Consider the following 24,570-nt stretch of genomic DNA (forward strand, 5'->3'; position numbering starts at 1 on the left):
GCATTCATAATTCATCATTCATCCTTCATAATTTATCTCAGTCCCAGCCAATCTTTTATCTCTTGAATTAACCAAAGACATTCTGGTTCACTCGTTTTAAAATCAAAATCTCCAAATTTGTATTTATCTTCACCCGCTGCAACGATCAGTTTCATTCTTTCTGAAGAATCTTCTCCTCCTTTGGATTGATAAATGTAAACATAAACATTGTGTATGTCTTGCGTGTTTCCATCAAGATATCGGTAACGCTTACCCAAAATACTCCATGTAATTGTAAAAGTATCTCTTTGAAAGTCAACGTTGGTTTCAGTCAGCGGCGCAATCAAGGAACTGAGTGAAAGAATCGAACCAGCTAACAAAATTAAGGGTCCTAAACCTGTTCCCATACTAAATAATCCAGCAAATAGACTAGATGCAGTTAATCCAATTATTAGACTGCAAAAATCTAAAGTTTTTAGGCCTCTTTTGGGAAGTTTGATGTTCAGTTTGCGTGCAGATTTCTTAATTTGAATTCTACTGCTTTGTGGCTTGTGAATTGGAAGATAGGTTTTGGAATTTTGAGGTGTATCGAGTGCTTTTAAAGCTTGACGAGCCGTACTAAATCGCTCTTCTACATCGGGTTCTGTAAGGATTTCAATCCATCTTATTAAATGGGGGTCTATGCTGACGCGATCGCTAAACTGAATCCGCATCTTTCGTTGTGGTAAATCTGCTGGTGGTATCCCTGTCAGTAAATGAATTAAACTAGCACCTAAAGCGTAAAGATCGCTTGCAGGAACGGCTCGACCACCAAACTGCTCCATGGGAGCATAACCATAAGTCCCAATCACGGTAAAAGTGGCTCTTTCTGTAATGGCTCGATCTTGTACGGCTCCAAAGTCAACGAGGTAAATTCGCTTGTCTTCTCCCAGAATTAAATTACTGGGTTTAATGTCTCGATGAAGCACAGCTGGGTTAAGTTCGTGCAAATAGACTAAAATATTTAAGATATCTGTGGCAATTTGGCGAATTTGCTTTTCCGAAAATTTCTGCCCTTGAGTCAGCAACTCCCTCAAGGAGGAACCTGGTATGAAATCCTGAACTAGACCAAACCAGAGAATGCGATCGTCAATAGAAAAATAATCCCGATACTTAGGAATTCGAGGATGGTCTAATTGCTTGAGAATATTAGCTTCTCGCTCAAAAAGTCTCAGACTTTCCCACTGCACTCGATCGCCAAATGTCAGCAGTTTCACAATGACACGTTCGCTTGGCTGTGTTTTTAAATCTTCAGCCAGCCAAGTTTGACGACCGCCATTTTGCCCCAGGTTCTCTTTGAGTTGATAGCGAGTTTGTAATATTTGTCCTACTTCTAGCATCGCCAAATTCCTCTCAACAAAGTCAAATGAGCCTTAAATCAACACTTGTGGCGGATGCGGCTCGCTATCCCATATACCTTTTATAACCTTTGTTTTCTTGAGGTGCTGGTTTCTATCAAAAGTCCAGTACTTAAGCAGAAGCACCAGGGTAAGCGAGCAAGTTATAATTTTTTAGCGGACGAGCGTAACAAAAATTTATGACTAACCCCTTAGTGCAAGCTTTTTTTGTTGGAAGAGCAGTTGCTGAAGTCCTCAGCGAAAAGTTGGAGTTCGCTGTTACCGATGCTTTAAGCGAAGTCGGTAAATGGGATGCTGAACTCAGAGAGCAAATGCGCGAGTTTACAGAAGAAGTCATAGAACGGGCAAACCGGGCTTCTGAAGCGGCTGGTTCTGCTTCAACTTCTTCAGTTCACTCTGAAACTAGTTCGGGACCTGTTGACACACAAGCCAGTATCGACGATTTGCGAGCAGAAATTGCCACACTTCGTACTGAGTTGCATCGGTTTCGGAATCAAAGTAATGCTAATGGCTAATGGCTGATGGCTAATGGCTAATGGCTAATGGCTAATGGCTGATGGCTAATGGCTGGTGGCTGATAGCTGGTGGCTGGTGGCTGATGGCTGGTGGCTAATGGCTGGTGGCTGATGGCTGATGGCTGATGGCTGATGGCTAATGACTGATTGCTAATAACCAAACGACAAGGAAGGGGTCAAAACCAGCGGTAAGCAAAGCATATGGAAAAAGGTTATTCGGATAAGGCATACCGTTGGAATCGGGAAAATTACTCTCGCAGACGGCGCTTTGTGGATATTTGGTCTTTTGTCTTGACTTTGATGTTCAAGCTTTGGCGTTACAACAAGTCTTGGAGTTATCCAGGGGGTGTGACGGAAGCTAAGAAAACTGCAAGACGAAAGGCTCAAGCAATATGGATTCGCAATACTCTGTTGGATTTGGGACCAACTTTTATTAAGGTTGGACAACTTTTTTCTACTCGTTCTGATATATTTCCTGTTGAATATGTCGAAGAACTGTCTAAGTTACAAGACAGAGTTCCCGCTTTTAGCTACGAACAGGTAGAAGCGATTATCGAGCAAGAGATGGGTAAGAAAATTCCCGACCTCTTTCAGAGTTTTGAACCAATTCCTCTGGCGGCTGCTAGCTTGGGTCAAGTTCATAAAGCTACCCTGCATTCGGGGGAAGCAGTTGTTGTTAAAGTGCAACGACCGGGTCTTAAGAAGTTATTTGAAATAGATTTACAAATTCTCAAGGGAATCGCACGTTATTTTCAAAACCACCCTGAATGGGGGCGGGGTCGCGATTGGATGGGGATTTATGAGGAGTGCTGTCGCATTCTTTGGGAAGAAATTGATTATCTCAATGAAGGTCGCAACGCCGATACTTTCCGTCGCAATTTTCGTGATATTGATTGGGTGAAAGTACCGCGAGTTTACTGGCGTTATACTTCGTCTCGTGTTGTGACTTTAGAATATCTTCCGGGGATTAAAATTAGCCAGTATGAAGCAATAGAGGCGGCTGGTTTAGATAGGAAAGAAATTGCCCGTCACGGTGCTGAAGCTTATCTACATCAACTGCTAAACAATGGGTTCTTCCATGCAGATCCTCACCCCGGCAATATTGCTGTTAGCCCGATGGGTGCTCTCATTTTCTATGATTTTGGGATGATGGGACGTATAAAAAGTAATATACGTGAAGGGCTCATGGAAACGCTGTTTGGAATTGCTTCAAAAGATGGCAATCGCGTTGTGAAATCTCTGATAGATTTGGGTGCGCTTGCTCCCGTAGATGATATGGGTCCGGTGCGGCGCTCCGTTCAGTATATGCTGGACAATTTTATGGATAAGCCTTTTGAAAATCAGTCTGTGGCTGCTATTAGTGACGATTTGTACGAAATAGCATATAATCAGCCATTTAGATTTCCTGCTACCTTTACTTTTGTCATGCGAGCTTTCTCAACTCTCGAAGGTGTAGGTAAGGGGTTAGATCCTGAATTTAACTTTATGGAAGTAGCAAAACCATATGCAATGCAGCTTATGACCGATATGAATGGTACAGAAGGCAATAGCTTTCTCAATGAATTGAGCCGTCAAGCAGTTCAAGTTAGCAGTACGGCTCTAGGGTTACCGCGCAGGCTCGAAGATACACTAGAAAAACTAGAACGAGGTGATATGCGGCTGCGAGTTCGGTCTTTAGAAACCGAGAGATTGCTGCGCCGACAAACAAATGTTCAACTGGGAATGACTTATGCTGTTATTGTGAGTGGTTTTACCCTTTCAGCTGCTATTTTATTGTTGAAAGACTATATATGGTTGGCTGCGCTTGCTGGTTTAATCGCAGCTGCTGTTTCGTGGCTGTTGATTCGACTGCTCATGCGTCTCGACCGCTATGACCGTATGTATTAAATTTTGTAGAAACTATATGAAAATTAACTCTACTGGGAAAAGTGACCCAGGACTTATTCGTTCTAATAACCAAGATGCTTACTACATTGACCCAGAAGACCGCTTTTTTATAGTCGCTGATGGTATGGGCGGTCATGCTGGAGGCGAGCAAGCAAGCCGCATTGCTACACAAGAAATTCAAACGTATTTAACAGAAAATTGGAAAGCTCCCAAATCTTCCGAACAATTACTAGAAGAAGCTTTATTAAAAGCAAATGAAGCTATTTTGCTCGACCAGCAACATCACCCCGAACGGGCTGATATGGGAACAACCGTTGTAGCCATCATGTTTCGCGATCCCGAGTTACCTTGGTGCGCTCATGTTGGTGATTCTCGGCTTTACCGTTTCCGTAGCTCTCAATTGGAACAAATCACCGAAGACCACACCTGGGTAGCACGTGCTCTGAAAATGGGCGATATCACCTCAGAAGAAGCTCGTATTCATCCCTTCCGTCACGTGTTATCTCGCTGTTTGGGGCGTGAAGATTTACACCAAGTTGATATCAAGCAAGTTGATATTAAAGCAGGGGATCGTCTGCTTTTATGCAGTGATGGGCTCACAGAAGAACTAGCCGATCAAACTATTAGTTCTTTCCTTGAAGAAAATCCTGCAGTAGATAAAGCAGCGTACTCCCTCATTGAATCAGCTAAAGAGCATGGCGGACACGATAATATAACCGTTGTGATTGTAACGGTTGAGTGATTGGGAATTGAGAAGATTTATTCTTCTCCCCTGTCTTCTTTGTCTCCCCTGTCTTCCTTATTCCCTCCCTGTCTTCCTTGTTCCCAAACCCTAATTATGTTCAGCTTGAGCATTTTTCTGGTTTACAACTTGATACATATATTCTTAAGCCTCCGTAGTTATCGACTTCGGAGGCTTTATTTAAGATGTTTCAGTGTAATTGACATCTTGCACCTAATAAGGTATGGCGCATATAATTCTGATTTACAAGCTCTCGCATTTCTTGTTGGCAGACAGGAGATGCGAGAGGCACCAAAGGAAGACAAAGCTCAGCGATCGAGTTCTTTTGCCCTTGGACTTTATGAGAGTTGGTTTTTGTCCCAACTAATATCAGCCACCCGAAATCCGCTTTAACGGACTTGAGGTGTATATCAGTAGAGTGAGCCGCAAGATGCTCAAAGCGAAAAATTATCCATTAGGGTGTGGGCAATTCCGTCAAACAGTTGTTATCTTTCGTAATATGTAAGAAGAACAATTGTATGGCTAATTAGAGTCAGTACCAGCACACCTCTGGTTTGCTTGACTCTTTCAACTTTACTTATCCTCTTAGGAGATAACTTATGAACCAGCCAATCGAATTGAGTTTAGAACAACAATTCAGCATTCATTCTTTTGCCAGCCAAGTTCAAAACATGAGCCACGACCAAGCAAAGGATTTTTTGGTCAAGCTTTACGAGCAAATGGTTGTCCGTGAAGCTACTTATAAAGAGCTCCTCAAGCACCAATGGGGACTAGACTCTGGTTCCACTTGGGCATAGATTTGTGATGTCGCAGTGGGCGACCTCCTTCTCTTGCTCTGTTCCAAGGAGGAAAGGAGCTGGGGATGCAGGGGCGTCAACTCCGAAGCTAAACCCAAAACTACGAGAGCTTTTATAACGGGTCATTTGCCCCATAAATACCTATCTGCTTGTTAAAAGCAGGAGTATCCTCTTAAGGACTCAATAGCTGTACAAAGCATTTACTAGATTTCAGTATGAGAGGCTAAGGCGACAATTTTATCCAATTGGATTACCCCAATCGGCACACCAAGCATCCACCACTGTTCGCACAGCCTCTAGTCTATCCAAGTTTTACACCCGGTAACTTATCTATTTATATTTCTTATAACTTTCTGCAGCATCTTGTATAGAGGTTTTTAACAATTTGTAATATAAACCATCAAGATTGCTGTAGAACTTATACGAATAACCAAGTATATTTCTCTCAACCTGAAAGGTCAAACGGTGAATCTGTATCGATCGCCTGTATTTTTGCCAAAATTTGGGATTTTATCTTTTCGTACTCAACTTTTAGCAAACTTTTACTAACCTGCGGGTCGGCAGTAGATATTAGGGTTCCGCTAATCTTGACCCAATCTTGCAATCGATAGCGTTGGGCAGATGCAATGCTAGAAAGTAGAACGTGAGCACAGCGGTTTGGTGCTTCTCGAGAAAAGAATAACAAGCGGTATGAACCTGTTTGTCCGAGTAAGTGACTCACTTCCTGTCCAAAAGTAGTTTTTAGGTCTAAGTAATACGGCAACCACTTAGGACCGTGCTTGCGATTGTATATCAGAGTAATCCATAACAACATGGGGTGAGGAGCTGTAATAAAAAGAAATTGATTGTAACGGGTACAGACCAAACGCTTCAAAATTTCTTGTTGTGGTAGCATCACCCATAAAGCAGGAATGACTTCTCCCTCAGGGCTCCGAATGAGCTTTGGAAAAACAATATCAGCAATAGGTTTATTCGCAGGCCATGAAGCTTGTTGTGCAATTTCATCAGTTAGCATTGAGGGCAGAAGGATTGGAGTCCTTTGCTCTGAGCCTGTTTTTACTACACCGGCGTTAGGAGAAAGTGTATTGGAAAGAACATCGCTTTCTGCTTGTGGAACTAGCTGTGGGATGGGTTTGCGAATGCCGTAGCTTTGTTCTAACGAGACTAAAACTTTAAGAATTTCATCAATATTTTGAGGACGGGAACTTGGTGATTTAGCCAAACAACTCAAGACCAAATCTTCCACCTCAAAAGGTACTTGTCGTGCGGGTACCACCTCTGACAGAGGACGCGGAATTTGTTGGTGATGTAATTTATACCAAGCTCCAAAGGAATGGCTGACAGCAACAAACGGCAATTTACCAGTTAGCATTTCATACATCATCACCCCCAAACTATAGATATCAGAACGGTTGTCTAATTCCTTGCCATCCATTTGTTCGGGTGAAGAATAAGCCAAAGTCCCTAAATAATAATTAGTATAATTAGCATCAGACATGAGTAGTTTGGCAATACCAAAATCCAATACTTTTACAAGCTCGCCAAAACTAGCATCTTGGATAACTAGCATATTGCTTGGCTTAATATCGCGGTGAATGATCGGACAAATTTTGCCATCAACTGGGATACCGCTATGGGCGCAATGTAAACCCAAGCAAATTTGGCGTACAATGCTGAAAAACCTTGGTAAAGACAACTGTTGCTTGCGGATGATGTGACTGAGGTTTGTTCCTTGTAAGTATTCCATAACATAGAACGGAGTACCGCTCTCATCTACGCCATAGTCCATCACTCGGACAATGTGGATACTTTTTTGACCTAGTAGAGCACAGGTTTTTGCTTCTCTTTCAAAGCGTTCCTGCACGCGCATTTTTTGGTTTTGAATTGACAGGGCAAGAAATTTAACAGCAACAGGGACACCACCCAACAAAATGTCCTTAGCACGATAAACTCTACCCATTGCTCCGGTACCGATGATGTCCTGAAGCTCGTAGCGTTTGCTGAGTAAGCGACCAGTGTTGGGGTCTGACATAAAAAATTCGACTCCAATATCAAATAATCTTGGGAAATTTCTGCTTTATACACGCCTCCAGAAATTCAAGAGGAGTATGTGTCTGGAGTAAGCTAATCAGACCGATCAATACGCCCAGTCTTTTTTTAGCACCCAGTACTGTAGTTATTTTTTTGAGTTACTATTTATCTTTCCCAATTTTTACCCCTGAAATAACATTGTTAGTGGTTACTAGCACTACTAACCACTAACTGCTATTTGCTCATCACTATCCAGGACTTTGCCTTTCTAAGCTAGCTTCCATAGTACTGGTTAAAAAATGACCTGCTAATATACCACTTGTTAAATAGTAAGTATTATCAGAAACTCGATGTAAGGTTTCAAAACCACTGCGACGTTGGCGATCGCTCAACACCCAATACCTCTGGACAATTGTTTCTAAACCAATCCAGCCTTCCCCTTCTACTTGTCCCAATACATTATGTTGAAGTAAAAAATTATACTGCCGTTCTGCGCGATCCAAACGTCCTCTATACTGTAAGGCAATTTCTGAGTGTTCGGTACCGGGAAACATTAACTTTGTTGCCATCGTAAACCAATTATCTCGATTCCAAGCAACCAAGGTCAAACCTTTGACGCTAATTGGCATACCATTACGTTCCAGCCAGGTTCCTTGTAGAATCCAGCGCCCCGGTTCTAGTAAAAAAGTGTGTGGCACCTTGTATGTTCCTTACTTTGCTCGAGCACCGCCTAGACTGGTCTTGAAACATAGGATGTCTGGCAGATTAAGTACAGTATAGCTATTCTTATTGTTCTACGCTTTGCCATAATTTAGGTTCGATCGTAGGCTTTCGGGAACTCTTCTCTCGAAATACTAACCTAAGTACAGATAGCTCTCGGTGTGCCACTTTTAATTCGCGATTGATTGGGCGTGACTAGTGGTGTTTCTGTACCATCTTGATTTTCTCGCTTCATGACAATGTGTTTGCGATCGCGGGCATACCAGTAGTTTTAGCTGTAGGTGATACAACCTTTCTGGACTACAAAAAAATAGTCGAAAAATGTGATGATTGCGATCCGACAGGGAAGGGTGGCATCTTAATTTATGGGGAAACTTCTCCTAGAAGTACTTCTTGAGGTGCGCCTGTAGCCGTTGGTAGGTTTCCAGGAGTTCCCATGTATCGCCAGTAAGCTAATACGGCAAATGCGATCGCTTCTTTAAAATCAGCACTCAAGCCTACATCATCTGTTGTCATAACTGGTACTGAGCCTAACAGATTTTGGATGCGACTTTTTAAATAGAGATTGCGGCTACCACCTCCACACAGTAGTACTCTTTGCGGCATTTGCGGTAGAAAAGAACGGTAACTATGAACAATCGAAGCTGCTGTCAGTTCTGTGAGAGTTGCCAATATATCAGCAGGGCTGAGTTGATAAGCTTCCGCGTCTTGCAAGCAATTTTGAAGGTAAGAAACTCCGAATAATTCTCGACCTGTAGATTTGGGCGGGGGTAGATGAAAGTAGTCTTGAGTGAGCCATTGTTCTACTAGAGGATGGCAAGGATTACCACTTGCAGCCCAAGCACCATTTTCATCATAGGTTTTTGTCCCAGAAGATAAATGCTCCACTGCCAAATCTAAAAGACTGTTTCCCGGACCTGTATCCCAACCGCGAAGTTTTTCCAACCAATTACTATCACGACGAGGCGGGATATAAGCAACATTACCAATACCACCAATATTTTGGACACAACGACTTTCAGCGAAATCGCTGAGTAAGGCTGCATCTACACGAGGAACTAAAGGAGCACCCTGACCACCCGCAGCAATATCAGCTGCACGAAAATTACTGACAGTTGTCATTCCTGTAAGATGAGCAATCAGCGCCCCACGCCCTAGTTGTATGCTGTAACCAAGAGGGGAGTTAGGAGTAGAAAGTTCTCCCCCTCCTTTTCTAGGTGGTCTGTGATACACTGTTTGACCGTGAGAACCAATCAAAGAAGCTTGTTCTTGACCGAATTGAATGTTTTTTGCGGCTTGAGCAAAGGCACAAGAGATGGCATCATCTAATTCTGCTAACTCTGCCATAGAAAGGGCTTCTCCCGCACAAACTGCTAGAATGCGTTCTCGCAAATGTGTTGGGTAAGGATAAGTTGCGCCAGCAACTAACTCAATCTCAATATCTAAATTTGTTCCAGAAATATCAACTAATGCTGCGTCTATACCATCTACAGATGTACCGCTGATTAAACCTATTACACGCATTTGAATTATGAATTATGAATTATGAATTATGAATTATAGATGCATTGCGATTGGGGTATTTGGGAAAATTTATAATTCTTCTCAATCTTTTTTATCCTTCATAGCTTTTGAGGAATTGCTTTTATCTTCGGAAATAATATGTAAATCGATATTTTTTAGCAATCGCAACAGTCTGTGAGTTAGAGAGCCTTTGAAGAGAAGTTGCCAGCGCGATCGCTGACTTGCACCAATAACTATTTGAGTAATGCGGTATTGTTTGGCTACTTCTGCAATTGACGCAGCCACATCATAACTATTGGTACGAATAAATTGGCCTTCAAATTCCTGACAAAGCTTTTCACAAGTTTCCACATATAAGCTTTCCTGTTTGGTAAGAAAGCGATTTGGCTCAGAAACATACAAACAAAAAAGAGGAGCATTCATATACTTAGATAGTCTAGCTCCTCTCCGTAACAATTGGATTGAATTAGGATAAGTTGATACACAAACTAATACCCTTTCATGAATATTACAAAAATTACCATTTGGATTTTTAGCTACAGCATTTTCCTCAATATTATCTGCAACCTCTCGAAGTGCTAATTCTCGCAGAGCAATTAAATTGCGGCGTTGGAAAAAATTATCAAGCGCTTGTTGAATTTTTTGTGGAGCATAGATTTTTCCCTCTAACAAGCGTTCCTGTAAAGTTTCAGGAGTGACATCAATCGCAACAACTTCATCCGCTTCATCTAAAATGCGATCGGGAACGCGTTCTCTAACCACTACACCAGTAATTCTTGCAACTAAGTCATTCAAACTTTCAAGATGCTGAATATTCATTGTAGAATAAACATCAATACCTGCTTCTAAAATGACCTCTACATCTTGATAGCGTTTTTCTCGAATAGAACCAGGGACATTAGTATGTGCTAATTCATCCACTAAAGCCAATTGTGGTGCTCTAGCTACGATCGCATCTGTGTTCATTTCTGTTAAGACCAAACCACCACGGGGAATTTCTTGACGGGGGATTATCTCCAAACTCTCTGCTTTTTGTGCCGTTTCTTTGCGTCCGTGAGTTTCTAAAAGCCCGATGACCACATCAATTCCTTCATGTTTGAGTGCATGGGCTTCTTCCAACATCCGGTATGTTTTACCAACTCCCGGAGCCATCCCAATATAAATTTTATGTTTACCTCGCCTTATCGGGCTGAGGTCATTAGGAATAGCAGATAATAGTTGGTTTTGATTGGAAATGTCATTTTTCATTATATTTGCTAATGGCTAATTGCTAATGGCTAATTGCTAATGGCTAATTGCTAATGGCTAATTTTTCTAGCTATTTTACTTAATTTTTAAAATATACATAGGGAATCTACCCTTGTATGCGTATTATTTGCACAAAAAGGAGTGACTTTGTGCCATCCCACCATATTAAACTTTTGGTTTGCAATGGCTAACCTACAGTAATGAAATTTTTTCATAAACACGCGTGCTCTGAGCTCAAGCCCCAACCCTTTAGGGCGGGGTAACGTACTTAAGGATGGCTGTAGTTGTTGGGTTTTAATTTCTACAATGAGCCATTAGCTATTAGCTATTAGCTATTAGCTATTAGCCAATTACCTATTTTGCTGACGGTTAAACTCATCTAAATCTAAAGCATAATTCAACTTTAAAACATTCACCCCAGGCTCGCCAAAAATACCTAAAAATTTTCCTTCTGTAAATCTATTTATAAAAGGCAAAACTTCATCGGGTCGAAGGTTGCGGGCGCGAGCAACTCTTTCCAATTGTTCGCGTGCTGCTTTGACTGAAATATGAGGATCTAAACCAGAACCAGAAGCATAAATCAAATCAGCGGATGGTTGAATACCTGCATCTTTTAGCTGAGCGATCTCTTCAGAAATTCGCTTAATTAAGGCAGGATTTCCCGGAGCTAAATTGCTAGCCCCAGATATACCAGTTGGTTTTGCATCTTTGCCTTGGCTGTATTCTACTGCACTAGGACGAGAACGAAAATATCGTTCTGATGTAAATTGTTGACCGATTAAAGCTGAACCAATTTGCTCACCCTGAATATTCTGCACAATGCTGCCATTCGCCTCATTAGGAAAGGCAAATTGACCTACTGCTAGTATGACTAATGGATAAACAATCGCAGTCAACAACCAAAGAATTAAAGTAAGACGAATTGCTTTAGTAATTTCTTTAATAATAAACATAAAAATTAATAATCATTGGAAATAGGGGAAGGTGGGTCTCCTCTAGGGATAAGGGAACCATGAGGATTGGGTATTGAGGTAGACATATCTTAGTCTTTAGCCCCAATCCTTAGCCCTCAGTCCCTACTTATACCACTCCTGCTACAGTTAGCAATATATCAATTAACTTAATTGCAATGAATGGTGCAATTACACCTCCCAAACCGTAAACAAAAATATTTCGTTGTAATAATTGATTAGCTGTTAATGGTCTAAACTTTACACCTGTTAGTGCTAAAGGAATCAATGCTGGAATAATCAAAGCGTTGTAAATCAATGCTGCTAGTACGGCTGAATTTGTACTGGTTAGTTTCATAACATTTAAACTTTGTAGATTTGCGGCAGTAAATAAAACTGGGATAATCGCAAAATATTTAGCAATATCATTGGAAATGGAAAATGTCGTTAAAGCTCCACGTGTCATGAGGAGTTGTTTGCCAATAGTCACAATATCAATTAGCTTTGTGGGATCGGAGTCTAAATCTACCATGTTGGCAGCTTCTTTTGCTGCTTGAGTTCCTGTATTCATGGCTACACCAACATTTGCTTGAGCAAGCGCCGGCGCATCATTAGTTCCGTCACCCGTCATCGCTACTAGTTTCCCCTCTTCTTGTTCCTTTTGAATGACGGCAATTTTGTCTTCTGGGGTTGCTTCAGCAATAACGTCATCGACTCCTGCTTCTTTTGCTATGACAGATGCTGTTATGCGGTTGTCACCAGTGAGCATGACAGTTCGGACTCCCATTCGCCGCAACTGGTCGAAACGTTCTCGAATACCGGGTTTGATGATGTCTTTTAAATAAATCACACCATATATTTCGCTATCTAAAGCTACGGCTAACGGTGTTCCCCCCAGTTGTGAGACTCTTTCGTAGGCTATATCAAGTTCTGCATTACCGTTTCCATTACGGGAACGTACAAATCCTTTGATCGCAGAAACTGCACCTTTACGGGCTTGACTCCCATTTGGTAAATTTGTACCACTCATGCGCGTTTTTGCGGAAAACTCTATTGCTTCTGCTTGGTCTCGTTGAAAATGAATCGTTGCTCCCAATCTTTCCGCAAGCCTGAAAATAGATTTGCCTTCAGGTGTATCGTCAAATATGCTCGCTGCTAAAGCAACATGGGCGATTTCTTCCATGGAATGACCGTTAATGGGGATAAACTCTTCAGCCAATCGGTTACCCAAAGTAATCGTACCTGTTTTATCAAGGATTAGGGTACTCACATCACCACATGCTTCTACCGCCCTTCCGGAAGTCGCGATTACGTTAAACTGGGCAACTCGATCCATTCCCGCAATCCCGATCGCACTGAGCAATCCTCCAATAGTAGTGGGGATCAATGCTACCAATAGCGCTACTAAGATGGCAATATTAATGGAGTTTCCCACGTATCCCGCGATCGCGGGAATTGTCATCACGACGAACAAAAAGACTAACGTCAAAACTGCTAGCAGTACCGTTAGAGCAATTTCGTTGGGTGTTTTCGTTCTTTCAGCGCCTTCCACCAAAGCAATCATCCGGTCAATAAACCCTTTACCTGGCTCTGCTGTAATTCGGATAATTAGTTCATCAGAAATAATCTGCGTACCACCAGTTACAGAACTTGCTACATCCGATCCCGTTTCTTTAAGGACAGGCGCAGACTCCCCGGTAATTGCTGATTCATCAACACTAGCAACACCCATAATGACTTCCCCATCAGCAGGGATGACATCACCAGCAACTACGTAAACCGTATCACCTGTTCTTAAGGTAGTCGAAGAAACTTCTGCGATCGCTCCATCATCACCGAGTTTTTTAGCAACTGTTTCTGACTTCGTTGAACGCAGCGCATCCGCTTGTGCCTTACCCCGCCCTTCAGCAACTGCTTCAGCAAAGTTAGCAAATAAAACAGTAAAGAATAAAATACCTGTTACCAATCCGTTAAAAAGACGCAAGTTATTGCCTGTAACAGGACCAAACAGGTAAGGATCGACAGTCACCAATAAAGTAATGAGGGTTCCAACCCAAACCAAAAACATGACTGGGTTTTTAATTGCGTATTTGGGATTTAGCTTGACAAAAGCATCTTTTATAGACCTGAGGTAAATTCCTTTTGTGCGAACCTTTGATTTTTTACGTGGGTGGCGACGTTCACTTCTACGAGAATACGGTGGTCTGGGTGTTGAGTCCATAATGGTGAGTGGTGAGTAGTTGCTGGTGAGTGGTTGGTGGTTGGTAATTGTTAGTGGGAGCAAGGCGTTGCACCCGTACAGTAGTTGGTGGAAATACAACTAACTACTAACAATTAACCACTAACAAAATTATTTAAGATTAAGCCCTTCAGCTATAGGTCCTAAAGCTAAAACGGGGAAAAATGTCAGTACCCCCAAAATTAAAATGACTCCTGCGGTCACTGTTGTAAATAGGGTGGTATCTGTTCTGAGAGTTCCTGGCGTTTCTGGCACTGCTTGTTTGCGTGTCATACTATCGGCTAGCAGTAGAATAGCGATAATTGGCACATAACGCCCCATTAACAAGCTCACGCACGTGCTTAAGTTCCACCATAAAGTACTATCGCCCAACCCTTCTAAGCCCGAACCATTATTGGCACTGGCTGAAGCATATTCATAAACAACTCGTGAAATATTGTGAAATTCAGGGATGCCCGTATATCCTGGTGGGGGAACTTGAAAGCCTAAAGATGTAGGAAATCCCAAGGCAATAGCACTGGGGATCAACACTGCAATTGGGTGAATCAGCAGGACTACGCTACTGAGAATGATTTCTCGCTTTTCTATTTTGCGCCCTAAAAATTCTGGTGTCCGTCCTACCATTAGCCCAGTTAGGAACACAGCGAGAATCAAGAAAATGAATAGGTATGCTGTTCCGGTTCCCTGACCGCCCCAGACTATTTGTAAAAACAAGCTGAGCATTGTGGAAAAAATTCCCGGTGGCATTAGGGAATCGTGCGTCCCGTTGACAGCACCACACATAGTTCCTGTTGTCGTAATTGCCCATAGCGCTGTTTGCGCCCACCCAAATCTAATCTCTTTTCCTTCTAAATTGGGCTGTGCTTCCAATGCTAATGCTTCGCTGACTGTGGGATTGCCTTGATATTCGCCAATGGCTGTTATACCAATCAAGACAACATAAATAACAAAGACCATCCAGAATAACCGCCACGCTTGTTTGGTATTATTTGCAAACAATCCGTAAGTAAAAATCAGTCCAGATGGAATGCTCAGCATGGCAAGGGTTTCTATGAGATTGGTAACACTGCTTGGATTCTCATACGGGTGTGCTGAGTTTGCACTAAAAAAACCGCCACCGTTTTCTCCCAACTGTTTGACGATCTCAAAAGACGCTACCGGTCCTCTAGCAAGATACTGTATACCTCCATCTAAAGTTGTTAATTCTAAAGGTCCATTCATTGTTTGCGGTACGCCTAAAGCTAGTAATACGATCGCTCCCACTATTGAGATTGGTAGCAATATACGCGTGATAGAACGCGTGAGATCGACGTAGAAATTTCCTAGTGGTTTCCCTGTCAGACCTCGTATAAAAGCAATTCCTACTGCTAATCCCGTAGCGGCTGAGGTAAACATTAAAAAACCCAAAGCGGCTGTTTGACTGAAGTAACTGAGAGTGGTTTCTCCTGAGTAATGTTGCTGGTCTGTATTGGTTAAAAATGAAATAGTTGTGTGTAGGATAATGTCCCATTTAGGAGCAGCTAATTTTGTAGGATTCCACGGTAAAAATTTCTGAAGAGCAAGGAAAAAACAGACTACAATTCCCATAAAAAGGTTACTGTACAGCAACGCTCTGATATACTGCCAACCCGTCATAGTCTCTTGTCTGGATATCCCTGCTAATAAATATATAATTCGTTCTAAGGGATTCATGACGGGATCGAGTAGCATTTTTTCTCCCATAAAGACACGGGCTATGTATCTACCGAATCGCGGTGCGATCGCTATTATGATACAGAGTGTCACTCCTATTTGCAAAAGTCCTTGTCCCATATATTGAGTCGCAATTATTATGTGTACCTATCTAAATAAATCACTCAGAATTGAATGCTTTTATCCTTTATCCTTTTTTACTGAAGTGCTTCATTGAGTCGCACGACAGCTTCTACTAAATACTTGGAAGAATTCATGACACGCACACTGCCTGAAGCATTTTCTGTTCGACTAATACAGTGCGATCGCACAATATAAATTTTGACTGCATGAATTTCCTAGATAATTTTACATCCTAATTTTTTTACTTGTAAGACTTACGTATAGCTCCCTTTTTTTGGCAACCCTGTATACACAGATCGGATTGGCTCCCCTGAATCCTCCTTATAAAGATGACTGCGTGCATGCGAGATGTTTTGACGCTTGACCCAATTTATATTCAGGATTTTTACAGTGAGTGACCCCGTTTATAGCGATCGCTCACTTGAATGCAATAGAGTTCTCGTAGAGTCGGTATTTGATCCGCCTAAAACGAGGGACACGCCCCGCAGTCGCCTCAACAGAGGTTCCCCTCGATGAAGCGCTGCTCTCCATTCCACAAGACCATTATTAATGTATTGCAACCAACTAAAAACCGCTATAAATAAAGAGTTTTGAACTTTTGTTTAGATTTTCCTCAAACTCGCAAAATTATGTAATCGCTATAAGTGCTTTTTCCATATTTCTATAGTGGCTGGATTCATCCTTCATATCAAGTCCGGCTAAATGCCCATAATAAAACTTTCTCCCTTGTCCCCGTGTCTCCTTGTGTCAGAGTCTATCCCAACTACGGGTATACAGCAGGACATGATATCAGGTATCACTCAGAATGCATACAGTATGCTTTTTAACGGGAGATGGAGAAATCTGCAACGTATGAAATCCCCAAACTACTGTTGAGGTTGTACTAACCATGACTTGGAAAATTGTCAATATTTTCTAGAAATATTCCCATTTTAGTATGAATTAATACTAATACAACTCAATCGTTCTTGGCTGGAGAAATTTATTAACGTCTGAAAAAGGTTAATAAAGGAGATTACCCAATTATTTGCGTGTCATTTTCATCATGGTCAACTTTAGTATATTTTCTGGGACTGAAAGTGAAATTTTTGACTATAACTTTTATTAATCTTCAAGAAATGCGTTGAACTGCACAACAGCTAGTTAACAGTCCAACCAAAAATTCCCTTTCAGATAAATATTAAAGGATATATCTGTGGCAACTACTACTTTTAAACCCGGAGATATTGCTATCGTAGGTTATGTAAGTAACGGTAACCCCGACCTGTTCTCATTCGTTAACCTAGTTTCCATTCCAGCAGGTACTATCATTTACTTTACAAACAATGGTTGGACGGGTACTGGCTTCAATGGTGTAACTTCTACTAATGCTGTTGGTGGCGAGAACTTAATTCGATTTACCGCCGATTCTGATATTGCAGCTGGTACAGTTATTCGCAATACAGATACTTCTTCCAATTTCACTTGGACTAACTCAGGCGCAATTGGCGCAGGCGGTGATTATGGAGACCTTTCCTTAAAGGAGTCTGGAGACCAGATTGCAATTGTGCAATCAACCGACAGTACAAACCCTCTATCTAATTTCACATCTATCTACCAGATTGATAATACGAATTTTTTTGAGAATGCAAATAGCACAACCACTGGTAGCATCGTTGCAGGATTGTCTGAAATTAACAAGACAGCAGTGCTTCTCAAGAACCAAGCAACTTCTGGAGTATTTGACTTACGGATATTTTCTAGCGGAACTAAGCAGGAATGGTTAGAGGCTATTAGCAATTCCTCAAACTGGAAGTTTGGTAGCGACACCTCCTTACCCTCTGGCAATATCACTGTTTCTCAAACTCCCAATAATCCTCCAACTGCTACAGACAGTGTTGTTACCTTTAGTGAGGATACAGCTTACACTTTTACTACCGCTGACTTTAAATTTGCCGATCCTGACAGTGGAGATACACTGAAATCAGTAGTTATTACCGTACTACCAACGAAAGGTCAGCTGTTCTTGGATAATGACAATGATGGTAACCAAGGCACTAGCGAAGCGATCGCGCAAAACCAACTTATCCAAGTTGCCGATTTTGGCAAGTTAAAGTTCAAACCTGCTGAGAATGCTAATGGTGATAACTACGCTAGTTTCCAGTTTAAGGTGAATGATGGCAAAGGCATAAGTACCTCAGCGTATAAGATGACGCTGAATGTGACTCCTGTCAACGATCCTCCAACTGCTGCCAATGGAACCATCAATCTTAGCGAAGATAGTGTTTACGCTTTTACCAACGCTGACTTTAAATTTACAAGTATTGATAGTAATGATTCGCTACAAGCAGTACAAATTACCCAACTTCCCAGTGCGGGTCAGTTGTTCTTGGATGAGAACAATAATGGTAACCAAGATGCGGATGAAGCAGTTACTCCAAACAAGGCTATACCAGTTGCTGAGCTTAGCAAACTGAAATTTAAACCAGCCAGTAATGCCAACGGCGATGGCTACACGAGTTTCCAGTTTAAGGTAAGTGATGGTACTGAGATGAGCGCTTCAGCTTACACGATAACAGTGAACGTGGCTGCTGTAAACGATGCGCCGACTGCTGAAAACAATACTGCCAGTTTGAACGAAGATAACGCCTACACGTTTAGTGCGGCTGACTTCAAATTTCAAGATGCTGATACCAGTAACACTCTACAATCAATACAAATTACTCAACTCCCTACTTTTGGTCAGTTGTTCTTAGATGGGAATAATAACAACCAACAAGATACTGGCGAAGCTATTATTACCAAAGGCGACACGATACAAGTGTCTGCTTTAGGTAACCTAAAGTTTAAACCTGGTACTAACGGGAACGGGGATAATTATTCTAACTTTCAGTTTAGAGTCGGTGATGGCACAGATTTCAGTGCTTCAGCTTACACCATGACATTTAACGTTGCTGCAGTCAACGATGCACCCAGCTTTATTATTGGAGCAGATCGAAGTGTAGATGCATCTGTGGGAGAGCAAAGAGTTGATGCTTGGGCAACAGGATTTAATCCGGGGGGCGGTACTGATGAATTAACACAGAGCCTTGTTGCATATAACATCGTGAGCAACAGCAATTCTGTTATATTTGCAGTTGCTCCTACGATTGATACGACGGGTAAACTTACTTATACTCCTGCAGCCAGTTTAGGTAAAACGGGTACTGCCATTATTGGTGTGACCGTTCAAGATAATGGAGGTACAGATAAGGGCGGGATAGATACTTCAACAACTCAATTTTTCAAGATTACTGTTAATAGCAACATTGCTGCTAGAGATGTTGTGATTAATGAAGTTGCTTGGATGGGAACTAGTGCTGATAGTAACGCTGAATGGATCGAATTGTACAACACCACAAGTCGAGATATTGATTTAGGCGGTTGGACGCTCAAATCCAGCAGTGGCGGTTTGAATATTACTATTCCTACAGGAACTGTCATTAAAGGCGGTCAATATTTCTTACTTGAAGGTGGTAATGATGAGACTATAAAAGATATTTCTGCCGATCTCATCTTTACAGGAACGTTAAGCAATGACGGAGAATCGCTAACTCTTAAAACACCAGATAACGTTGAGATCGATACTGCTAATGGCTCGGGCGATGTATGGCCAGCAGGAGTTTATGCAACGAGTTCTCCCAATGTCGGTATTAGCATGGAACGTATTAATTCTAAACAAGCTGATACTGATAGTAATTGGCACAATAATAATGGTGTAAAGCGTAATGGGACTGATGCTAATGGCAATCCTGTTTATGGAACTCCAAAAGCTGCTAATTCTTTTTATATTCCACCTGAAGTCATCGTTAATTTAGATCCTAATTTGACAACAACAGAAGGAGGCAGTACAACATCTTTTACTGTAAAATTAAGGACAATTCCAACTGCTGATGTCACTATCAAATTAAATAGTTCTAATTTACAAGAAGGACAGCTTTCTACAAACTCTTTGACCTTCACTCCTAATAACTGGAATATTCCACAAATTGTCACTATTACCGGGCAAGATGATAGTATGGTAGACGGTAATACTGACTACAAAATAGTTTTAGAACCAACTATAAGTACCGATCCAAATTACAACAATATCAATCCTGAAGATATCACCCTCATTAATAATGATAACGATATTTTAACCGTTCAAATCGCAACTTTACAAAGCAATGTAAGTGAAACAGGATCGAACCAGAGTTCATTCCGCATCACTCGCAATAGTATTCTTGGCGATCTAACAGTCAAGCTTGTTGCTACCGGAACTGCCAATCAACAAGATTACTCTCTTTCTACTAATGGATTATCAGTGGTAATTCCGAAAGGACAAAGTTTTGTTGATGTTAACTTCACGGCTATTGATGATACCATTCCTGAGTTAGAAGAAACCGTACAATTTACTTTAGCTTCCGATAATCAATATAAAGTCGATCCAAGTAAGAGCAGTGTGGCGCTAACAATTGCGGCAAATGACCCTATTTCCTATAGTCTTTTTACAACAACCACTAAAGTTACAGAAAATGGGAACCCACAACTGACTTTTGATGTGACTCGCAGTGGGGGTATTGGAATAGGAAGTACTGTCGATTATGCTTTTAGTGGAATAGCAGTTTTTAATAAGGATTACAACAACGTACTATTTGCTGGAACTCCAATTACCCCAAGTGGAACTTTAAGCTTTGCACCAGGAGAAACAACAAAGAGTATAACGCTAAATATTGTTGATGACAGCGATTTTGAAAATCAAGAAGATCTCGTCCTCACGCTGAAAAACCCCAATCTAAAAGCACCCCCAGAAAGTTCCCAAATTAGTCAAGCAGAAGCGATTGTCTCTATTACTGATAATGATTCTAAACCCAGGATTAAGATTGAGGATTTCACTATCAAAGAAGGTAAAACTGCATTGATAACAGTTAGTTTGTCTCAGGAAAGTTATGAGCAAGTTACGGTAAACTACAAAACGACTGATGGAACAGCTAAAGCTGGGAGTGATTACAAGAGTATTGACTTAACCCCACTGATTTTTAACCCAGGAGAAGTTAGTAAAACTATTGAGGTTGTCGCATATCGCGATTTTGAGTTTGAAGAATCAGAAACATTCTTAGTGGAACTTAGCAATGCCAGAAATGCTTCTATTGAGAAGAACCAAGCTATCGGTACTATTAGTATTCCAAATCTGGTTCAGGATACATCCAATGTTAACTATTTAATAGGAACTGATGAAAGCGATCGCATTCTTGGTGCTGATGGTGATGATATAATTATCGGTGGCTTGGAAGGCGATGAGATTGATGCTGGTGAAGGTAACGATACTGTATTTGGTGACTCAATTAATAGTGTAGCAAACAGCACATCTTACTTGAAGGATATCATCAAAGGTGGTAATGGTAGCGATCGCATCTTTGGTGGGGATGGGGATGATGTACTGTACGGTGAGTCTGGTGATGACTGGATTTGGGGTAACGACGGTCAGGACCGACTTTGGGGCGGTGCTGGAAACGATTACCTAACAGGAGGTCTGGGAAATGATACCTTTGTTTTGGCTGCTAATGAAGGAACTGATACTATCACCGATTTTCGTGTAGGAGAGGATGGCATTGGCTTATCTGGAAGTTTGACATATTCTGCTTTGACCGTCCGTCAAATCCTTGACAACACCTTTATTTTTGACAATTCCAACCAAAAAATTCTGGCAATTCTAAATGGTGTTCAAGCAGCAACTCTGCAAGAGTCAGTTTTCACTCCAGCAGTTTAGCGCTCTCTGTGTTGCTGAAGTCCTCGCTCCGGTGGCTCCCTCCGCCTGGGAAGGCATGTTTGGAGGTTTTGCCTCAATTGTGTCACCGGGAGACAAAGCCCAAAACATCCATACATTCATTTCAGCTAAACCAGCCGCCAGCTGGGGTGCGTGAGCCAAAGGAGATTTAATTTCTGTTTTCTTACTTGTATAAAATAATTTACTTATTCTTGGAGTTACTACTTGCTTAACTTTGCAGCCGAGACTATTTTTTTTCAGTACAACTACGCTAGTTGTTAGCTTATATACAGCATAAATTGTGATGTAGACCGAAAACCGTAACTTCTACCAAACTGTATGGAGGTAAGGATGGTTAGGTTTACTGCTGTTCTGATATTGGGGCAGAATGCTTCGCGCAAAAGAAAATTCTGTGCTTCAACGTTGCTCTGATGTTAGCTCCAGCAATTGCTACGCAAACAAAGTAATAAGACTATTTCTTTGAGTCAGCAGGTATCTGTTTTGACTCTAATTTCTATTGGGATAAAAGCAACTATGATGGAATCAACAGAGCATACTACCCAAAATCCTCAGGAAAATTATAACGAAGAAATTATTCTTCCTAATAGCGATCGCGAAAATCTCAATATTATCTTCATAGACACAACGGTTCCAGACTATCAAAGCTTAATATTGGGCATACAATCGGATAGCCAAGTTGTTATTCTGGACCCGACAAAAGACGGAATCACCCAAATCACAGAAATTTTGCAGAATGGCAAATATCAGTCCGTTCATATTGTTTCCCACGGGGCGGAAGGTAGCTTGCAACTGGGGTCAGCGCAATTCAATAGCGATACCTTATCTCTCTACACGCAACAGCTATCGCAGTGGGCAAACTTCTTGACAGACGGTGCTGATATTTTGCTTTATGGATGTAATGTGGCATCTGGAGAGAGGGGAGAAGCTTTTGTACAGCAACTGAGCCAGCTCGTGGGTGCTGATATTGCTGCATCGGATGACTTGACCGGAAGTGCAGCTAGCGGGGGTGATTGGGATCTTGAGGTAGCTACTGGCTTTATTGAAGCACCCCTGGCGTTTCAGGTTGGGGTGATGGAAGCTTATAGCAAAGTGTTGGGAATCTTTGAAGTTACAAATACCAATGACAGCGGGCTTGGTTCTTTGCGACAAGCTATTCTTGATGCCAATGCGACTGCTGGTGATGATACGATTTTATTCACTGGCATCTTCACAGACACAAATCCAGACACAATTACTCTCACTTCAGGAGAACTCACTGTTACTGAAGCTGTAACACTTGTAGGTAGTGGGGCAAACAGCCTGACAATCAGTGGGAATAATCTTTCTCGTATCTTTTCTGCTACAGCACCCCTTACCATAGCCAAGTTGAAGATAACTGGCGGAAACGCGATCGCGGGCAATGGCGGTGCTATTTACAGCAATAGCAGTGTTATTATCAACAATAGTACCATTTCCGGTAACACTGCGAACGGTGACGGTGGCGGCATTTGGAGCAGTGGCAATGTTACCATTGCCAACAGCACTATTTCTGGTAACACAGCTTCGTCAGGTGGAGGGGTTTATAGCGCTAATAACATTGCGATCGCCAACAGCACTATTTCTGGGAATACAGCGAAAGGTTCTGGAGGGGGAGTTTTTGGTAGCAATGGAACTATCAGTAACAGTACTATTACAGAGAATATTGCTGATAGCGATAATGACAATATCGGTGATGGTGGTGGTGTTTACAACAATGGTGGAACGATTAGCGTTGTTAATAGCATCATTGCTGGCAATAGTGACAAAGGCAATCAAGCTTCTGATGTTGCTGGTAGCACTTTCAACGGTAATGCGAATAACCTGATTGGTAGTGTTAGTGGTATATCTTCAAGCACTCTTGGCACTGGTTCAGATATTATCGCCTCCGATCCCAAACTTGCTCCTTTAGCTGATAATGGTGGTCCTACCCAGACTCACGCTCTGCTTATAGGTAGCCCCGCTATTAATGCAGGTAGCAACACACAAAGCAACCCAAATTTACCAACAACAGATCAACGAGGCAGTACGCGAACTATTGGTAATATTGTTGACATTGGTGCCATTGAATCTGATTTTGTTCCTCCAAAAGTTAACTTCGGTGTTGCCACCTACAGTATTGCAGAAGACAATAACGCGATCGCAGTTGAGATCTCTGTTACCTTAGACAGTATTCCACCAACTGACGTGACTGTCCCGATTGTTATCAACAGTAACAGTACAGCCACAGCAGACCAAGATTATACTGTTTCCTCAAGCGCTGTCACCTTTACGGCAGGCGCAACAGGTACAGAGTTAACAAAAGTTTTTACTGTTACCATCAAACCCGACACTCTCCCGGAGAATGACGAAACAATTGTATTCAACTTTGGCGCTCTTAAAGGTGCGGTCGCCGGAACAATAACAGAAACGACTCTGACTATTGCTGCTAATGACCCTATTGTGTACGGTATTTCTACCACAACGACAACTCCTATTGATGAAGGTAATAGTGGCACTAAGAGCATTACCCTTACTGTGACTCGAAGTGGGGGTACTGGAGTAGAAAGTACAGTAGACTTTGCCTTAAACGGAACAGCAACTTTTGGTAATGATTACAACATTACTGTTGAAAGTGGAGGAACTTCCTCATCTGGAACTATAAACTTTGCTCCTGGAGAGACACAGAAGACAATTACAGTCGATCTTGTAGGTGATGATGTATATGAAACCAATGAAGATATTACGGTTACTTTAAGCAATCCCCAGCCAACCACTGCTCCTGCAAATTCAACAATTGAGACAAGTGCAGCAGCAGTAACAATCGCGATCGTGAATGATGATGCTGTTCCCAGTGTCAGTATCGAGGATGTCACTGTCAATGAAGGCGACACAGCAACATTAACCGTCACCTTATCCAACCCCAGCGCTCAAACCATTAATGTTA

General features: G+C 41.8%; 15 protein-coding genes. 6 read left to right on the top strand and 9 right to left on the bottom strand.

Annotated elements, in window-relative coordinates; all coding sequences use genetic code 11:
- Positions 1-32: 32 nt before the first annotated feature.
- Positions 33-1,358 (bottom strand): serine/threonine protein kinase, encoded by a 1,326-nt coding sequence (locus tag AB0756_RS37635; protein WP_038073877.1) that lies wholly within the window; start codon positions 1,356-1,358, stop codon positions 33-35.
- 197 nt (positions 1,359-1,555) lie between these two features.
- Here AB0756_RS37635 and AB0756_RS37640 point away from each other — a divergent pair, with 197 nt between their 5' ends.
- Complete coding sequence (locus tag AB0756_RS37640) at positions 1,556-1,891, top strand: DUF6825 family protein (RefSeq protein WP_038073885.1); 336 nt, start codon at positions 1,556-1,558, stop codon at positions 1,889-1,891.
- 17 nt (positions 1,892-1,908) lie between these two features.
- Here the strand turns inward: AB0756_RS37640 and AB0756_RS37645 are convergent, their stop codons facing one another.
- The gene (locus AB0756_RS37645; RefSeq protein ID WP_153021460.1) at positions 1,909-2,052 is read right to left on the bottom strand and encodes a hypothetical protein; all 144 of its coding nucleotides are present in this window, start codon (positions 2,050-2,052) and stop codon (positions 1,909-1,911) included.
- 40 nt (positions 2,053-2,092) lie between these two features.
- Between AB0756_RS37645 and AB0756_RS37650 the strand changes: the two genes are divergently transcribed.
- The 3 genes from AB0756_RS37650 to AB0756_RS37660 all read left to right on the top strand — a co-directional run bounded on the left by AB0756_RS37650 (position 2,093) and on the right by AB0756_RS37660 (position 5,317).
- Positions 2,093-3,778, top strand: coding sequence for an ABC1 kinase family protein (locus AB0756_RS37650; protein ID WP_038073887.1), 1,686 nt, complete (start codon positions 2,093-2,095; stop codon positions 3,776-3,778).
- Between the two features lie 16 nt (positions 3,779-3,794).
- A complete protein-coding gene (locus AB0756_RS37655) occupies positions 3,795-4,520 on the top strand; it encodes a Stp1/IreP family PP2C-type Ser/Thr phosphatase (RefSeq protein WP_038073890.1) in 726 nt (241 codons plus the stop codon).
- A gap of 599 nt (positions 4,521-5,119) precedes the next feature.
- The gene (locus AB0756_RS37660; RefSeq protein WP_038073892.1) at positions 5,120-5,317 is read left to right on the top strand and encodes an NblA/ycf18 family protein; all 198 of its coding nucleotides are present in this window, start codon (positions 5,120-5,122) and stop codon (positions 5,315-5,317) included.
- A 445-nt stretch (positions 5,318-5,762) separates the two neighbouring features.
- Here the strand turns inward: AB0756_RS37660 and AB0756_RS37665 are convergent, their stop codons facing one another.
- The 7 genes from AB0756_RS37665 to kdpA form a co-directional block, all read right to left on the bottom strand.
- Complete coding sequence (locus tag AB0756_RS37665) at positions 5,763-7,349, bottom strand: serine/threonine protein kinase (protein WP_038073895.1); 1,587 nt, start codon at positions 7,347-7,349, stop codon at positions 5,763-5,765.
- Positions 7,350-7,596: 247 nt separating this feature from the next.
- Positions 7,597-8,046, bottom strand: coding sequence for a hypothetical protein (locus tag AB0756_RS37670; RefSeq protein ID WP_038073896.1), 450 nt, complete (start codon positions 8,044-8,046; stop codon positions 7,597-7,599).
- Positions 8,047-8,431: 385 nt separating this feature from the next.
- Entirely contained in the window at positions 8,432-9,592 is a 1,161-nt protein-coding gene (locus tag AB0756_RS37675) for an anhydro-N-acetylmuramic acid kinase (RefSeq protein ID WP_038073898.1), read from the bottom strand.
- Between the two features lie 81 nt (positions 9,593-9,673).
- Positions 9,674-10,840, bottom strand: a complete 1,167-nt coding sequence (locus AB0756_RS37680) for a universal stress protein (protein WP_038073900.1) — start codon at positions 10,838-10,840, stop codon at positions 9,674-9,676.
- A gap of 350 nt (positions 10,841-11,190) precedes the next feature.
- Positions 11,191-11,793, bottom strand: coding sequence for a K(+)-transporting ATPase subunit C (gene kdpC, locus AB0756_RS37685; protein ID WP_038081433.1), 603 nt, complete (start codon positions 11,791-11,793; stop codon positions 11,191-11,193).
- A gap of 127 nt (positions 11,794-11,920) precedes the next feature.
- Positions 11,921-14,011, bottom strand: a complete 2,091-nt coding sequence (gene kdpB / locus AB0756_RS37690; protein WP_038081435.1) for a potassium-transporting ATPase subunit KdpB — start codon at positions 14,009-14,011, stop codon at positions 11,921-11,923.
- A 129-nt stretch (positions 14,012-14,140) separates the two neighbouring features.
- Complete coding sequence (gene kdpA / locus AB0756_RS37695) at positions 14,141-15,841, bottom strand: potassium-transporting ATPase subunit KdpA (protein ID WP_038081436.1); 1,701 nt, start codon at positions 15,839-15,841, stop codon at positions 14,141-14,143.
- Positions 15,842-17,039: 1,198 nt separating this feature from the next.
- On the opposite strand from kdpA, the gene AB0756_RS37700 reads away from it, so the two are divergent.
- Together AB0756_RS37700 and AB0756_RS37705 are read left to right on the top strand one after the other, a co-directional pair.
- Positions 17,040-21,611, top strand: coding sequence for a Calx-beta domain-containing protein (locus AB0756_RS37700; protein ID WP_038081438.1), 4,572 nt, complete (start codon positions 17,040-17,042; stop codon positions 21,609-21,611).
- 531 nt (positions 21,612-22,142) lie between these two features.
- Positions 22,143-24,570 (top strand): DUF4347 domain-containing protein (locus tag AB0756_RS37705; protein ID WP_408104045.1); only part of this gene is annotated, 2,428 nt, incomplete at its 3' end.

The organism is Tolypothrix campylonemoides VB511288_2 (assembly GCF_045999855.1).
Classification (GTDB): domain Bacteria; phylum Cyanobacteriota; class Cyanobacteriia; order Cyanobacteriales; family Nostocaceae; genus Scytonema; species Scytonema bouteillei_A.